The sequence below is a fragment of the Streptomyces sp. NPDC002206 genome, assembly GCF_053593595.1.
Genome location: NZ_JBSFCW010000016.1, coordinates 41,082 through 55,449, shown reverse-complemented (window position 1 = coordinate 55,449; position 14,368 = coordinate 41,082). Strand labels below are relative to the sequence as shown.

16 protein-coding genes are annotated in these 14,368 nt (G+C 69.8%); 5 read left to right on the top strand and 11 right to left on the bottom strand.

What is annotated here, in order from left to right:
* Positions 1-30 precede the first annotated feature (30 nt).
* Positions 31-528 carry a nuclear transport factor 2 family protein gene (locus ACWCP8_RS25845; RefSeq protein WP_352268986.1) on the top strand — a complete coding sequence of 166 codons (498 nt, stop codon included), beginning with the start codon at positions 31-33 and terminating at the stop codon, positions 526-528.
* Positions 529-632: 104 nt separating this feature from the next.
* Positions 633-2,279, top strand: a complete 1,647-nt coding sequence (gene lnt / locus ACWCP8_RS25840; protein WP_352268985.1) for an apolipoprotein N-acyltransferase — start codon at positions 633-635, stop codon at positions 2,277-2,279.
* 13 nt (positions 2,280-2,292) lie between these two features.
* Here lnt and ACWCP8_RS25835 read toward each other — a convergent pair whose 3' ends face one another.
* The 3 genes from ACWCP8_RS25835 to ACWCP8_RS25825 all read right to left on the bottom strand — a co-directional run bounded on the left by ACWCP8_RS25835 (position 2,293) and on the right by ACWCP8_RS25825 (position 4,948).
* Positions 2,293-2,640, bottom strand: coding sequence for a hypothetical protein (locus ACWCP8_RS25835; protein ID WP_352268984.1), 348 nt, complete (start codon positions 2,638-2,640; stop codon positions 2,293-2,295).
* 165 nt (positions 2,641-2,805) lie between these two features.
* Positions 2,806-3,705 carry a Gfo/Idh/MocA family protein gene (locus ACWCP8_RS25830; RefSeq protein ID WP_326608391.1) on the bottom strand — a complete coding sequence of 300 codons (900 nt, stop codon included), beginning with the start codon at positions 3,703-3,705 and terminating at the stop codon, positions 2,806-2,808.
* Positions 3,706-3,739: 34 nt separating this feature from the next.
* Entirely contained in the window at positions 3,740-4,948 is a 1,209-nt protein-coding gene (locus ACWCP8_RS25825) for an FAD-dependent monooxygenase (RefSeq protein ID WP_352268982.1), read from the bottom strand.
* Positions 4,949-5,024: 76 nt separating this feature from the next.
* On the opposite strand from ACWCP8_RS25825, the gene ACWCP8_RS25820 reads away from it, so the two are divergent.
* From ACWCP8_RS25820 to ACWCP8_RS25810, 3 genes are all read left to right on the top strand, one after another.
* Positions 5,025-5,669 carry a TetR/AcrR family transcriptional regulator gene (locus ACWCP8_RS25820; protein ID WP_451118431.1) on the top strand — a complete coding sequence of 215 codons (645 nt, stop codon included), beginning with the start codon at positions 5,025-5,027 and terminating at the stop codon, positions 5,667-5,669.
* A gap of 40 nt (positions 5,670-5,709) precedes the next feature.
* Complete coding sequence (locus tag ACWCP8_RS25815) at positions 5,710-6,222, top strand: DinB family protein (protein ID WP_352268980.1); 513 nt, start codon at positions 5,710-5,712, stop codon at positions 6,220-6,222.
* 173 nt (positions 6,223-6,395) lie between these two features.
* Complete coding sequence (locus ACWCP8_RS25810) at positions 6,396-6,851, top strand: hypothetical protein (protein WP_451118428.1); 456 nt, start codon at positions 6,396-6,398, stop codon at positions 6,849-6,851.
* Here the strand turns inward: ACWCP8_RS25810 and ACWCP8_RS25805 are convergent.
* From ACWCP8_RS25805 to ACWCP8_RS25770, 8 genes are all read right to left on the bottom strand, one after another.
* Positions 6,839-7,294: a hypothetical protein gene (locus ACWCP8_RS25805; protein WP_052190127.1), complete on the bottom strand. Its 456-nt coding sequence runs from the start codon at positions 7,292-7,294 to the stop codon at positions 6,839-6,841. The two genes, ACWCP8_RS25810 and ACWCP8_RS25805, sit on opposite strands and share 13 nt — an antisense overlap.
* A 250-nt stretch (positions 7,295-7,544) precedes the next feature.
* Positions 7,545-8,228 (bottom strand): uracil-DNA glycosylase, encoded by a 684-nt coding sequence (locus ACWCP8_RS25800; RefSeq protein ID WP_352268977.1) that lies wholly within the window; start codon positions 8,226-8,228, stop codon positions 7,545-7,547.
* Positions 8,229-8,305: 77 nt separating this feature from the next.
* Positions 8,306-9,886 carry an ABC transporter substrate-binding protein gene (locus ACWCP8_RS25795; RefSeq protein ID WP_352269095.1) on the bottom strand — a complete coding sequence of 527 codons (1,581 nt, stop codon included), beginning with the start codon at positions 9,884-9,886 and terminating at the stop codon, positions 8,306-8,308.
* A gap of 118 nt (positions 9,887-10,004) precedes the next feature.
* Positions 10,005-10,760, bottom strand: coding sequence for an SDR family oxidoreductase (locus ACWCP8_RS25790; RefSeq protein WP_352268976.1), 756 nt, complete (start codon positions 10,758-10,760; stop codon positions 10,005-10,007).
* 20 nt (positions 10,761-10,780) lie between these two features.
* The gene (fabG, locus tag ACWCP8_RS25785; RefSeq protein WP_352268975.1) at positions 10,781-11,542 is read right to left on the bottom strand and encodes a 3-oxoacyl-ACP reductase FabG; all 762 of its coding nucleotides are present in this window, start codon (positions 11,540-11,542) and stop codon (positions 10,781-10,783) included.
* Between the two features lie 202 nt (positions 11,543-11,744).
* Positions 11,745-12,128, bottom strand: coding sequence for a DUF3037 domain-containing protein (locus ACWCP8_RS25780; protein ID WP_352268974.1), 384 nt, complete (start codon positions 12,126-12,128; stop codon positions 11,745-11,747).
* Positions 12,125-13,039 (bottom strand): HipA family kinase, encoded by a 915-nt coding sequence (locus ACWCP8_RS25775; RefSeq protein ID WP_451118424.1) that lies wholly within the window; start codon positions 13,037-13,039, stop codon positions 12,125-12,127. Before ACWCP8_RS25775 ends, ACWCP8_RS25780 begins: the two co-directional genes overlap by 4 nt.
* A 76-nt stretch (positions 13,040-13,115) precedes the next feature.
* A complete protein-coding gene (locus ACWCP8_RS25770) occupies positions 13,116-13,649 on the bottom strand; it encodes a tyrosine-type recombinase/integrase (RefSeq protein WP_352272808.1) in 534 nt (177 codons plus the stop codon).
* Positions 13,650-14,368 lie beyond the last annotated feature (719 nt).

The following is a 14,368-nucleotide window of genomic DNA, read 5'->3' as shown; positions in this document are numbered from 1 at the left end:
GTCTGCGGTCGGCGGGCACACACTGGCCGGATGACGCAGCGCGTGGCTCTCGCGACCGTGATGGACCAGCTGTCCATCGACGCAGTGATCACCGGCTATGCGGTGGCGGTGGACGACGGCTCCTGGCAGGACTACCGGGACCTGTTCACCCCTGACGGCCGCGCCGACTACCGCAGCGCGGGCGGTGTCGAGGGGCCCGCCGCCGAGGTCGCGCACTGGCTCGCGGAGACGCTGCGGATCTTCCCCGTACGCCAGCACCTGATCGTCAACCGCCGGCTCGACCTCCAGGACCTGGGCGGCTACCCCGGTGATCGCGCCGATGTGCGGGCCGACTATCTGAACCCCATGCGGCTGGAGGGTGCGCAGGACGGCGGTGGCACCGCAGCCTCCGGCACCACCGCGCCGAACTTCGCCTCCGGCGGCCGGTACGCCTTCGGGCTGCTGCGTACGGACGTCGGCTGGCGGATCCGTACCGTAACCGTCCACGAGAAGTGGCGCAGCCTCTCCGGCTCCCTCGCACCGAGTTGAGCCACGCGGTCCCGCACCTGGCCTGGCCGCACCCGTTCCGCTCCCCCCACACTGGGTAAGGAGAAGGGCACCACTGCTCACCGGTCAGGTCGAGGAGGCGCGGTATGCGGATTCCGGTCGGTCGGCGTGAGCAGCGGGAGCGGCTGCTCCGGTCACCCTGGTGGCGCGGCGGTGGAGCCCTGTTCGCCGGGGCACTGCCCGCGCTCGCCTTCCCCGCCCCGTCGCTGTGGTGGTTCGCCTATGTCGCGCTGGTGCCCTGGCTGCTGCTGATCCGCTCGGCCGGTACCGCGCGCCGGGCGGCGCTCGACGGCTGGCTCGGCGGGACGGGCTACCTGCTCGCCGTGCACCAATGGCTGATGCCGAGTCTGCATGTGTTCATCGTCGTTCTCGCGGCGCTGCTCGGTCTGCTGTGGGCGCCCTGGGGCCTGCTGGTGTCCCGGATGCTCGGCGGCGCCCCGTCCGTCGCAGCGGCCGCGGCCGCCGTGATCGTGGTGCCCTCCGGCTGGCTGATCATCGAGCTGGCCCGCTCCTGGGAGGGTCTCGGCGGTCCCTGGGGACTCCTCGGCGCGAGCCAGTGGCAGGTGCCCGCCGCGCTCCGGGTGGCATCGGTCGGCGCCGTGTGGCTGGTGAGTCTTCTGGTGGTGGCGGTGAACACCGCGGTCACCCTGCTGTTCCTGACATCCGGCGCACGGACGGCCGCGGCGGTCGCCATCGTGGTGTGCGCGCTGGCCGTGGGCGGGATATGGACGTGGGCACCGCAGCCGGAGCAGTCGGGCGTGGCCCGGATCGCCGTCGTGCAACCGGGGATCGTCGCGGGGCCGAACAGCGTGGCGCTCCGCTTCGCGCGCAGCGAGCAGCTGACCCGCAAGCTGGCGGGCCGCGACGTCGATCTGGTGGTGTGGGGCGAGAGCAGTGTCGGCCAGGATCTGTCCCGGCAGCCGGCCCTGGCCGCGCGGATCGCGAAGCTCTCGCGCGAGGTCGGCGCGGATGTGCTGGTGAACGAGGACGCCCGGCACACCGGCGCGTCGGGCCGGACGGGGATCTTCAAGAGCGCGGTGCTGGTGGGACCGGACGGTCCGACGGGGGACCGCTACGACAAAATGCGTCTGGTGCCGTTCGGTGAGTACATCCCGGCCCGTTCGGTGCTCGGCTGGGTGACGTCGGTGGGCAAGGCGGCGGGCGAGGACCGGCTGCGCGGCACCCGGCAGGTGGTGATGTCCGTTCCCGAGCCGCCTCGCACGGACGGATCCACCGGGTCCCCCGACGAGGTCCGCGCCCCGGAGCACACTCTGCGGATCGGGCCGCTGGTCTGCTTCGAGTCGGCGTTCCCCGACATGAGCAGACAGCTGACCCGAGACGGGGCACAGCTGCTGATCGCCCAGTCGTCGACCTCTACGTTCCAGCACACCTGGGCGCCGGAGCAGCACGCCTCGCTCGGCGCACTGCGGGCCGCCGAGAACGGCCGCCCGATGGTGCATGCCACGCTCACCGGCATCAGCACGGCGTACGGCCCGCAGGGCGGGCGCGTCGGGACGCCGCTGGGCACGGATACGAGCGGGGCCGCCGTCTTCGACGTACCGCTGGCCAGTGGCAGCACCCTCTATGTGCGGCTGGGCGACTGGCCGGTACACGGCGCGCTGGCCGTGCTGGCGGCATTCTGCGCCTACGAGGGCGTCCGGTCACTGCGGCGGCGTAACCCGGTGGAACCGGTCGGTGCCGTGGGTCCGAAGGCCGAGCTACCCGGTCGCTGACCGGGCACTCACGTTACGACGGGCCGTTCACGGAAACGATCTGCCCCTGCGCGTCGACGGTGAGCGCGACGCGCTCGACCTTGTTCTTCACGGCGAGCACCATCCACACGGCGCCCCACAGGAAGCAGCTGAACACCATCAGGAGGGCGTGCAGCACGTGATTGAGCGGCTGCCCCCTGACCATCACGACCTGTGTCTCGACCCGGGACTCCACCCGCCAGCCTGTTGCGATCCGCTGATTGACCGCCCAGTCGAGGATCAGGCTGCGCTGTGTCGCATCGGGGGGCCGCCCGTCCGCCGAGTAGTAGCCGGGCGGTGGCTGGAGCGCACCCCATCCCTGTGGCTCGTCGTGGGGCTTCACGAGGTCACCTCCACGGGCCGGCGGTCCATTGCCCTCAGCCTGCCCCGGGCCCGTGCGGGACGCATCCGGAGCGGATCGAAACCCGTTCTGACCTGCGGATTCTGCTGTGTACGGTCCGCTGTGGCGCGGTGCACCAGGGGTTTGCGACCCTGATCCGTCGGCCCCCTAGGCGCAGTCCAGGTCACGCAGGATGCGCTCGCACAACTCGTGGGTCTCAAGAGCGTCCCGGGCGCTCAGCAGCTTTCCGGCCCGCACGGCGTCCAGGAAGGTCAGCACGCTCTGCTCGATACCGCGCTGACGGGCCACCGGCACCCAGTCGCCGCGTCGTCGTACGCTCGGCTGCCCCTTGTGGTCGATCACCTCCGCGAGGTTCACCACCTCGCGCTTGGAGTCCTGCCCTGAGACCTCGAGCCGCTCCTCCGTCGAGCCGCTGAGCCGGTTCATCGCACCGATGGCGGTGAACCCGTCGCCGGACAGCTGCAGCACGACATGGTGCATCAGCCCGTCGCGGATCCTGGCCCGTACGACGGTGTGCTCGACCGGACCCGGCACCAGAAAGCGCAGGGTGTCGACGACATGGATGAAGTCGTCGAGCACCATGGCCCGCGGTTCCTCGGGCAGACCCACCCGGTTCTTCTGCATCAGGATCAGTTCGCGGGGGTGCTCGATGCACTGCGCATAGCCGGGCGCCAGCCGCCGGTTGAAGCCGACTGCCAGGCTGACACCGCGCTCCTCGGCGAGGTGCACCAGCCGCTCGGAATCGGCGAGTTCGTAGGCGAGCGGCTTGTCGATGTACGTGGGAACACCCGCATCGAGCAGCCGGCCGGCGATCTCCGGGTGTACGGAGGTCGGGGCGTGGACGAACGCGGCGTCCAGGCCCTCGGCGATCAGCGAGTCGAGGTCGGTGTGGCGCTGCTCCGGCGGGATCCGGTGGGTCTCGGCGACGGCGGCCAGGGTGGCGGAGGTGCGGGTCTGCAGATGCAGTTCGACCCCGGGCAGGGTGGTGAGTACCGGCAGATATGCCTTCTGCGCGATGTCGCCGAGCCCGATGCAGCCGACCTTCACAGGGGTCTCCCTCTCGCCCATGACCCGCCCGTGGCTACCGCTGCGACATGGGCGGGTTCTTCGTCCCGGCAGCATACGTGTGCTGCGGCGGCCGCCAGTCGGCGATGCCGTCGAAGGTGCGCAGGACGAGGCCGGGCCCGAACCGGGAGACGGCGGACATCAGGGTGTCGCGCAGCGCGACGGCTGGGGGGCTGGTCAGGCGCATCAGCCGGGTCACCTGGGCGGCCTTGCGGACGATGCCGCCGGTACGCGGGACCCGGTCCGCGCTGTATGCGGCGAGGGCCGCCGCCAGGTCGCTGTCGGGCGCCGCGTGGTGGGCGAGCACGATGCCGTCCTCGATGGCCTGGTTGCCGCCCTGTCCGAGCGTGGGCGCCATGGCGTGGGCGCCGTCGCCGACCAGGACGGTGCGGCCCCGGTGGAACGCCGCCAGGGGGTCGATCAGATGGTGCACGTCGTTGCGGAGAATCCGGTCGGGTTCGACAGCGGCGATGATTCCGGGGATCGGGTCGTGCCAGCCGCCGAACCGGCGCAGCAGCTCGGCCTTCTCGTCGTCGGCCCGCGCTCCGGCCGGCGCGACCGCGGCCGCGTACGCGTAGATCCGGCCGTCCTTGAGCGGCTGGGTGCCCCAGAGTGCGCCACGGCCCCAGGTCTCGTGCGGGGCGAAGGGCTTCCCGGGCGCGGGGACGACGACGCGCCACGTGGTGAAGCCGGCGTACGACGGTCCGGGGTGCGCAGGGAAGAGCAGGGAGCGTACGGCCGAGTTGATGCCGTCGGCGCCGACGACGAGGTCGGCCTCGATGTTCCCGGCCGACGTTGCGACGACGGCCCGGGCGCCGCCCGCGGTGCCCGGGTCCACGAGTTCCGCCGCCGCCCCGGTACGGATAGCGGATGCGGGCAGTCCGGCGACGAGGACATCGATCAGGGTGGCGCGATGCACCAGGACGATCGGACCGCCGAACCGCTCGGTCGCGGCGGCGCTGTCGGTCCGGGCGAGCCAGCGGCCGTCCGGTTTGCGCATCCCGCCGTCGCCCTGCCAGGCGGCAAGGGCCCTGATCCGGTCACCGAGGCCGATCACGTCCAGGGCGCGCTGGGAGTTGGGCGCGAGGCCGATACCGGCGCCGACGGGCTCCAGGGAGGCGGCCCGCTCCATGACGGTGACCTGCCAGCCGCGCCGGTGCAGGGCCACGGCGGCGGTCAGGCCGCCGATCCCGCTGCCGATGACGACCGCATGGGGCTTGGCCATGACTCCTCCTCGAAACTACAGGTGTAGTGACGAACTCACCGTACTACAGGTGTAGTCACGGCGGTAGGTTGGTCCCATGGCCACAAGCACCACACGCGCCCCCGGCACCTCCCGGGCCGACCTGATCACCGATGCCGCCCTGGCGCTGCTCGCCGAGCGCGGAATGCGGGGGCTCACCCATCGCGCCGTGGACGAGCGCGCCGGGCTCCCCCAGGGCTCGACGTCCAACTACGCCCGCACCCGGCAGGCCCTGCTGGAAGCGACGGTGCGGCGACTGGCGGAGCGCGAGGCGCAGGTGCTCGCCCCGGGCGAACTCCCGGTGCCGGGCGGCGAACCGGACGGCCGAGCGGAGAGGGAAGCCACCGAGGGCCCGGACGCGCTGGTCGCCGGTCTCGCACTGGCCCTGCACCGGTATCTGACCCGCCACCCGGAGCTGCTGATCTGCCGGTACGAACTCGCCCTGGAAGCCACCCGGCGGCCGGAGCTGCGGGAGTTCTTCGACGCGACGGGCCGCCAGTTCCGCGAACCCCTGGTGGCGCTGATGACGGCGGCCGGTTCGGCCGAACCGGAGCGGCATGCCCTGTCTCTGGTGGCCTGGTGCGAAGGACTGATGTTCTCCTGTGCCGCAGGGTCGTACCACCGGTCCGTACCGACCGCGGCAGAGCTGCGCACCGGCTTCACCGAGCTGTTGCGCGGAATGCTGGGGTCCCGCGGGCGATAACGCCTGGCCTGGACATGATCACTGGTGAAGAATGACCGGCATGACGACGCCCGAACGCTCCGAACCCGCCATCGACGCCGCCGAACGCCCGATGCTTGAGGGCTGGCTCGACTATCACCGCGACACCCTTGCGCTGAAGTGTGCGGGCCTCACCGACGCCCAGCTGCGCGAGGCCTCCGTGCCGCCGTCGGAACTCAGCCTGCTCGGGCTCGTACGGCACATGGCGGAGGTGGAGCGCGGCTGGTTCCGTGAGGTCCTGGCCGGTGAGGACGTGAAGCCGATCTACGGAACCGACGAGGACCGGGACGGCGAGTTCCATCTCACCGAGGCGGACACCTGGGAGAAGGACGCGGCGATCTGGCAGGCGGAGATCGCGCGGGCCCGGGAGATCACCGCGAACGTCGGCCTCGACGACCTGTCGGTCGGCCTGAGCCGCAAGGGTGAGCGGTTCAATCTGCGGTGGATCTACACCCACATGATCGAGGAGTACGCGCGGCACAACGGCCACGCCGATCTGGTCCGGGAGCGGATCGACGGCTCGACCGGCGACTGATCCGGCCCGGCACCCGACCCGGAGCCGACTCGCGCCCGACCCGCGCCCTGGGCCTCGCCGCGCCGCGAGGAGCAACAACAGCCGGGCGTTGCGCTGACCGGGGGTCACTCGTGCGGGCCAATCATGACTTCCCCGCTCCCGCGATGTGCTGCCCGCACAGCAGAGTTGCCCAGGTGCAACGAACCAGAATCGCCGTGAAGCTCCTGGTCGGGGTGGCAGTCACTGCCGTGTCCGGCTGCGTGTCCGTGGAGCCCCAGCCGGGCCTTGCGCCCCGGCCCGCGACCAGCAGGCCCGTCCAGGACCTGGCCCCCCAGATCATCCGGCCACCGGTCCGGGACACGCTGGAGGCTCTGCCGGACCCGAAGCCCTCCGAGGCAGTATCCGGCCCGACCGCCGGAGCCCCCTCGGAAACCCGCCGCAGCGCGCCGCGCGCTCCGCAGCAAAGGCAGCATCCAGGCGTGACCGGGCTCTGGCCGGGTCACACGCCGCGCGCGGTGCCCGCACCGGTCCCTGCCCTGCCGTCCTCCCCCGCCACCGGAACGGACGTCTGCGCACTCGGGCGGGGATACGGCGGCTGGCCGGCGGGCAGCCCCCAGTCCCGGATCTGCGAAGACACCTACGGCCACTGATCCCACAGCCGCCGCTCCAGCCGCCCGATCGCCGCTCGGACCCCACCCCCGTACCCGTCGTCCATCCCGTCGTCCGCGAGCACGTCGGAGGCCTTCCGCGCCCGGTTCAGATGGATCCAGGCAGCTTCCGGGCGCTGGAGCTTCACATAGTCCGCCGCGAGGCTGAGATGCAGCGCGGGGTAGAAGGCCCGGACCGCGAGCGCATCCCGGTGCTCCGCCGCCCGCTCGTCAGTCAGCCCCTCTGCGGCGGTCAACGCCCTCAGGTCCCAGGCCAGTTCATCACCGGGATCGTCCTGCGTGTCTGCCATGTAGTGCGCGAGGGTGCAGCGGTGAAGGGCGTCGCCGTCCTCGCCGATTTCCGACCAGAGGGCGCCGAATCGGTTCCGGGCCTCTTCCCGGTCGCCACCGTGCAACAGCATGATCGCCTGGCCGATCCTGGTCATGACGGCGTCCCTCGACGCCTCCTGCTGCTGCTCCGTCACCGCGGTCTCCCTCGCGCCTGCCCAGCCGATCCCGGTCGGATCCGACCGCACCGGCCGCCGCGTCGCATCCGGTCGCTGCCTAGCGTCCGGTCACTGCGTCACACCCGATGGAGTCCGTTCGAATCCGGTCGGCTCGACGCTAGCCGCTGATGTGGGCAAACCCGCTCAGGCTCGGGCAAAGCGCCCGAGCCTGTCGGGCAGGTGCCTGCGGTCAGCCCAGGTCGGGGATGCGCCAGTCGATGGGCTGGTGCCCCTGTGCCGCAACGGCGCCATTGATCTGCGTGAACGGACGGGAGCCGAAGAACTTCTTCGCGGACAGCGGCGACGGGTGCGCGCCCTTGACCACCACATGGCGTTCCTCGTCGATCAGCGGGAGCTTCTTCTGCGCGTAGTTGCCCCAGAGAACGAAGACCGCCGGATCGGGCCGCGAGGCCACCGCGCGGATCACCGCGTCCGTGACCTTCTCCCAGCCCTTGCCCTTGTGCGAGTTGGCCTCGCCGGCGCGGACCGTCAGCACGGCGTTGAGCAGCAGGACGCCCTGCTCGGCCCACGGCATCAGATACCCGTTGTCCGGGACCGGCAGACCGAGCTCCTCCTTCATCTCCTTGTAGATGTTCCGCAAGGAGGGGGGCGTCCTGACGCCGGGCCGCACGGAGAAGCACAGCCCGTGCCCCTGCCCCTCGCCGTGGTAAGGGTCCTGGCCGAGTACCAGGACCTTCACCTTGTCGTACGGAGTGGCTTCCAGTGCGGCAAAGACCTGCTCGCGCGGCGGATAGACCGGCCCCTTCGCCCGCTCCTCCTCGACGAACTCGATGAGCTCCTTGAAGTACGGCTTCTGCAGCTCTTCGCCGAGAACGCCGCGCCAGGACTCGGGCAGCAGGTCGGTGTCGGTCACTTCAACAACCTCCGGTACGCAAATCGGTTCTTGACCAAGAACCTACCGGGGGCCACTGACAATCGACCGGGCAAGCCCTACCAGCTGGCCTTGCGGTACAACTCCCACATCTGCATGACCGTCTGCGGGTCCAGGGCGCGCTCGCCGCCGCCGATGTCCTCGCCCGCCGCCACGTACAGCTTGCCCTGCCACAGCGGCAGCAGCCGGACGTCGTCGACCAGGATCTTCTGGGCCCGCTCGAACTGCTTGCTGACCGCGCCCCGGTCGCTCTCCTGGCGGCTCTGCGGCAGCAGATGCTGGGTGATCTCGTTCTTCACGTACGGCATACCGGTGACGGTGTCCTTGCCCACGAAGGGGGCGATGAAGTTGTCCGGGTCCGGGAAGTCCGGGAACCAGCCGCGGCCGAAGACCGGGTAGTCGCCCTTGGTGAAACCCGCCTGGAACGTCTTCCACGGAGCGCTCTTCAGCGTGACCCTGAACAGCCCGGAGGCCTCCAGCTGTCGCTTCAGCTCATCGAACTCGGGGGCCGTCGAGGAGCCGTACCGGTCGGTGGTGAACCAGAACGTCATCGCGACGGGCTCGGTGATGCCCGCCTTGACGAGGATCTGCTTGGCCTTCTCCTGGTCCGGATCACCGAAGCTGTCGAAGAAGCTGGTGGTGTGGCCTGCGATGCCCTTGGGCACCATGGAGTACAGCGGCTCGGCAGTGCCCCGGTACACCTTGGCCACCAAGGCGTCCCGGTCCACGAGCTGGGCGATGGCCCGCCGGACGGCCGGGTTCCCGGCGGCCGGGTCCTCGGGGTTGAAGACCAGGAAGCGGATGTCGGCGCCGACGGTCTCGATGAGCTGCAGCTTGCTGTTCTTGTCCTTGTTGTCCTCGAACTTGACGACCTCCTCGGCGGTGAGGCCGCGGTACGTGGCGTCGATCTCGTCCTTCTGCAACGCGTCGACCATGGGGGCGGACCCCTTGAAGTACCGGATGATCACGGCATTGTTCTTGCGGTTGGCGAAGCCCTTGTAGCTCTGGTTCTTCACCAGCTCGGCCCTGTCCCCCGGCACGTACGTGTCCAGGAGGTAGGGGCCGGATCCGGTGACCTTGCCGTCCGTGCGAACCTGGTCCTTCGGATAGTCGCTGGGCGCCACCAGAGACATCGCGGGGGTGGCCAGGACGAACGGGAAGGTGGCGTCCGGCTTGTTGAGATGAAAGACGACCTTGTCGTCACCCACGGTCTCGACCCGGTCGAGCGAGCCGAGCAGGCCGACGGGGCCGCCCTTGACCTTGATGGTCAGGATCCGGTCGATGGAGTACTTCACGGCCTCGGCGTCGAGCTTCTCCCCGTTGGAGAACTTCAGCCCCTTCTTGACGGTGCAGCGGTACGCCGTGCTGGTCCGGTCGGTGAATGTGCAGGACTCCGCGGCATCGGGCTCGGGGCTCGTACTGCCGGTGGGGAAACTCACCAGGGTCTGGAAGACATTGCGCATCAGCTCCCAGGAGTTGTCCCACGCCGCCGCCGGATCGAGAGTGGAGGGCTCACTCGTGGTACCGACGACTATCTTCTGATCCGCTTCCGATCCATTGTCGGACAACAGACCGCAGCCGGCCAGCAGAGAAAGGGAAGCAAGGGCTGCAGCGGCCTGCAGCCTGGCCCGATAGAACACGTGCACGCTCCTCGATCAGCCATGGGTCGGCAGACCATACCGCAGCGCCCCGTCGGGTCAATCCATAGGCCCGACGGGGCACTTGAGGCAATCAGGGCCAAACCGGCGCAGGCTGTGCTCAGCCCACGCCCGCGTTCAGGAAGATGCCTCCGTCGACCACCAGCGTCTGTCCCGTGATCCAGTCGGACTGGTTCGACGTGAGGAACGCGGCGGCGCCACCGATGTCCTCGGGGACACCGAGCCGCCCGAGCGGATAGGCCGCGGCGGCTTCCGCCTCACGGCCCTCGTACAGCGCCGAGGCGAACCTGGTCTTCACCACCGCGGGGGCGATGGCGTTGACCCGCACGACCGGTGCGAACTCGTGCGCCAGCTGAAGGGTCAGATTGACCATGGCGGCCTTGCTCATGCCGTACGCGCCGATGAACGGCGAGGCGGAGACACCGGCGACCGAGGCGATATTGACGATCGCCCCGCCGTTCTCCTTCTGCCAGGCCTTCCAGGTCTGCTGGGCGAAGCCGAGCGCCGAGATCACATTGGTCTCGTAGACCTTGCGGGCAACGGCCAGGTCGAGCTCCGCCATCGGGCCGAAGACCGGGTTCGTACCGGCGTTGTTGACCAGGAAGTCGACGCGGCCGAACGCCTCCATGGTGCGCTCGACAGCCGCCGCCTGGTGCGCCTCGTCGTGCGCCTTGCCGGCGATGCCGATGACCCGGTCGGAGCCCAGCTTCTCGACGGCCTCCTTGAGTGCGTCCTCGCCGCGCCCGGTGATGCACACCCGGTCGCCGCGGGCGACGAGCGCCTCGGCGATCCCGTAGCCGATCCCCCGGCTCGCGCCCGTGATCAGCGCGACCTTCCCACTGTCCTGCACAGTCATGATCTCCGTTGCCCTTCGGGTCAGTTGAGCGGTCCGCCGGCGACGTACATGACCTGACCGGAGACGAAGCCGGCCTCCTCGCCCGTGAAGAAGGCGATGGCGTTGGCGATGTCCTCGGGGCGGCCGACGCGCTGCACGGGGATCTGAGTGGCTGCGGCGGCCTGGAACTCCTCGAAGCCCATGCCGACCCGGGCCGCGGTCTGCGCTGTCATCTCGGTGACGATGAAGCCGGGCGCGACAGCGTTGGCGGTGATGCCGAACTTGCCGAGCTCCTTGGCAAGGGTCTTGGTGAAGCCCTGCAGACCGGCCTTGACCGCGGAGTAGTTGGCCTGGCCACGGTTGCCGAGCGCCGAGGAGGAGGACAGCGAGACGATACGGCCGAACTTGGCGTCCACCATGTGCTTCTGGACGGCCTTGGCCATCAGGAACGCGCCCTTGAGGTGCACGTTCATCACGGTGTCCCAGTCGGACTCGCTCATCTTGAAGAGCAGGTTGTCACGGAGCACGCCCGCGTTGTTGACGAGGATCGTCGGGGCGCCGAGCTCGGCGGCGACACGCGCCACGGCGGCCTCCACCTGGGCGCTGTCCGACACGTCGCAGCCGACGGCGAGGGCGGTGCCCCCGTCAGCGGTGATCTTCTCGACGGTGTCCTTGCAGGCCGCCTCGTCGAGGTCGAGTACGGCGACGGCGCGGCCCTCGGCCGCCAGGCGTACCGCGGTGGCGGCGCCAATGCCCCGCGCCGCTCCCGTCACGATGGCGACGCGCTGCTCGGTGGTGGACATGCTTGGTTCTCCTCGCCCTTGGATCGCGGCTCAGCGGACGTCAGGAAGTTCCCGATAACTGAGCAACCGCTTAGTACCTTCAGCAGACGAGACGCTAGAAGCCCTGACACCCGGTGTCAACGGCCCACAGGGACAACAGCGCATGTCACACCCGTCGGCGCCGCGGCCCCGGTGGGCAGGGGCGGCGCCGACAGGTGCCGGATCACCGCACCAACAGGTCGAGAAGCCGCTCGACCTCGGCCTCCGGATCTGTGGTGAGACCGCTGTGCACGGCACTCGGCTGAACGACCGTGGAGCGCGGGGCGATCAGCCAGCGAAAGCGCCGGCCGGCATCGTCACAGGCGGCCTGTCCTGCCGCGTCGCCACCGTCGCAGACGCCCTCGACGGCCCGCAGCGCCGCCCGCACGCCGACCACGTCGGCGTGCGGGTCCAGGGCCTTCAGCTTGTTCTCGTCGAGATATGTACGGGCGGCGACGAAGGACTTGGCGCGGCAGTACACCAGCACACCCGCGTTGAAGCACTCACCGCGCTCGACCCGGGGCACGACGCGCAGCAGCGCGTACTCGAAGACATCGCGCTCGCTCACCGGCCGCCGTCCTTGCTGCTCTGCGTCGCGCCGGCCAGGTCCGAACCGGCCTGCTCGGCCGCGGCCTTCTCGGCCCGATCCTTCTTGGTGGGGTGCGGCCACGGTGCCAGGTGCTCGGTGAGCCACCCCGGCGCCTGGGACGGCTTGGTCTTCGTGGGCGCGTCCATCGAGATCCGGTCATGAATGGTGGCTGCGCGTGCCAGCAGCGGCTCCGCATAGGCGCGGCGCAGCGCGTCGGTCGTGTCGAAGCCTGGCTCGTCGACCAGCCACTCGTCGGGCACCTCGGCGGTCACCTCGGTCAGCAGCTGTTGGGTGACGAGCGGGGCGAGCTCCGCAGCCGCGGCCGCGATGTCCGGGCCGAAGGGCGCGAGAACATGGTCGGAGGCGTTGTACGGCTTGGCGGCCGATGCCTGTGCACCCGGCCAGTTGTGGTGCCAGATCATCGTGGCTCCGTGGTCGATGAGCCAGACATCGCTGTGCCAGACCAGCATGTTAGGGTTCCGCCACGATCGGTCGACATTGTTGATCAACGCATCGAACCAGACGATCTTCCCGGCCTCTGCCGGGTCCACCTGGTAGGCGAGCGGATCGAACCCGATCGAACCGGGCAGATAGTCCATTCCGAGATTCAGCCCGCCGCTCGCCTTGAGCAGCTCCTGCACCTCCTGGTCCGGCTCCGCGAGCCCGATGACCGGGTCGAGCTGGATCGTGACGAGTTCCGGGACCCGCAGTCCCAATCGTCGGCCGAGCTCCCCGCAGATGACCTCCGCGACGAGGGTCTTGCGGCCCTGCCCTGCGCCGGTGAACTTCATCACGTACGTACCGAGATCGTCGGCCTCGACGAGCCCCGGCAGCGAGCCGCCCTCACGCAAGGGCGTGACATAGCGGGTCGCGGTGACCTCTTTCAGCATTTTCCCAGGCCACCCATCTCTTCAACCTTGCAATCCACGGCCAACTTTGGAGGGACGTAGCAGCGGGAATCACCCGTCAACGGGCCTGGGGAGAATCTGGGGAGTTTCGGCTGGCCTGCCGATCTCCCCGCTCCCCGAGCAGTCCGTCGATGGCGGTGCGCCCCTTGCTTCCGGCCTCCGGCATGAAGTGAGCATAGTAACCGAGGGTGATCGCGGGCGAGGAGTGCCCGAGCCACCGCGCCAAGGTCACGACAGACTCTCCGGCCTCCAGCATGATCGAGGCATAGGTGTGCCGCAGCACGTGGAAGCCGTCCTTCGGGGCCGCCGCCCACTGCCAGGGTTTGGCTCCCTCGGCGCGCGGCGGGATGATGCCGGCCTCGGCCAGCGCGGGCTTCCAGGTGTAGGTGTTCCACGTGTTCACCGCGACGGCGTTGCCGAGTCGTGTGGTGAGCAGCAGGGAGAACTTCCTGCCCTGCCCCTCCGGCTTCCCCCACGGAAGCTCCACCTCCACCGGTGGGAAGGCTTCGACGTGGCGCTTCAGCTCCTCGGCCACCGAGGAGGGCATGTCGACGGTACGGGTCTTCTTCCCCTTCGGCAGGGCGAAGTACAACCTTCCACGGATCGCCTGTATTTGGCGGCGGACGTGGAGGACTCAGCGTGCCTACGACAACGGCGGTTTCGTCCCGCCGCTGCCCGCGACGACGGCGTTCCCTGGGGAGAATCCGCCCCGCTGGGGAGCGCGCGGGGAGGATCGACCACACAAGACGGCACGTTCCTGAAAGTCGCTGAAAGACTCATCTGCGCATGTCAGCTATGGGTGTTGCCGCATCACCGAAGGTCCACGCCCCCAGTTGGGCAACTTCAGTGCCCAAACTCCCTGCGGCCACTACCGGGGCGTCACCGACCAGGTCATCATGCCCAAGACCCCCGGTCGCTTCCGGGACGTCCTGCTCCCCCGTAGCAGCAGTGCACCTGTCTGCTGACCACGCCGACGGCGTGCCTCCTGGGGGGGGACGCCACCATCCAGCCTCTGCGTGTCAACAACGCTCGTGATCGACACTCCTCGTCGACGGCCCTCTCCGTCCTCGCGGTTCGCGCCCGCCGTCTGCCGCCGGGCGTCACCCGTCGGAAGGCATTTCCGGGCTTGCTTCGTCCGGACCGCTCTCTGCCGGGCAGGCATCCGGGGCACGGCGCCGCACTCGGTGCCGTGCCCGGTCCGGCAGGACTGCGAGGAGGACCAAGGATGCCGTCGGACACCCCGAACGACCCGGCTCGCCGTCTCCGGGAAGGCTCCGCCTACCGGCGGCAGTGGACCCTGCCGCGCCGCCC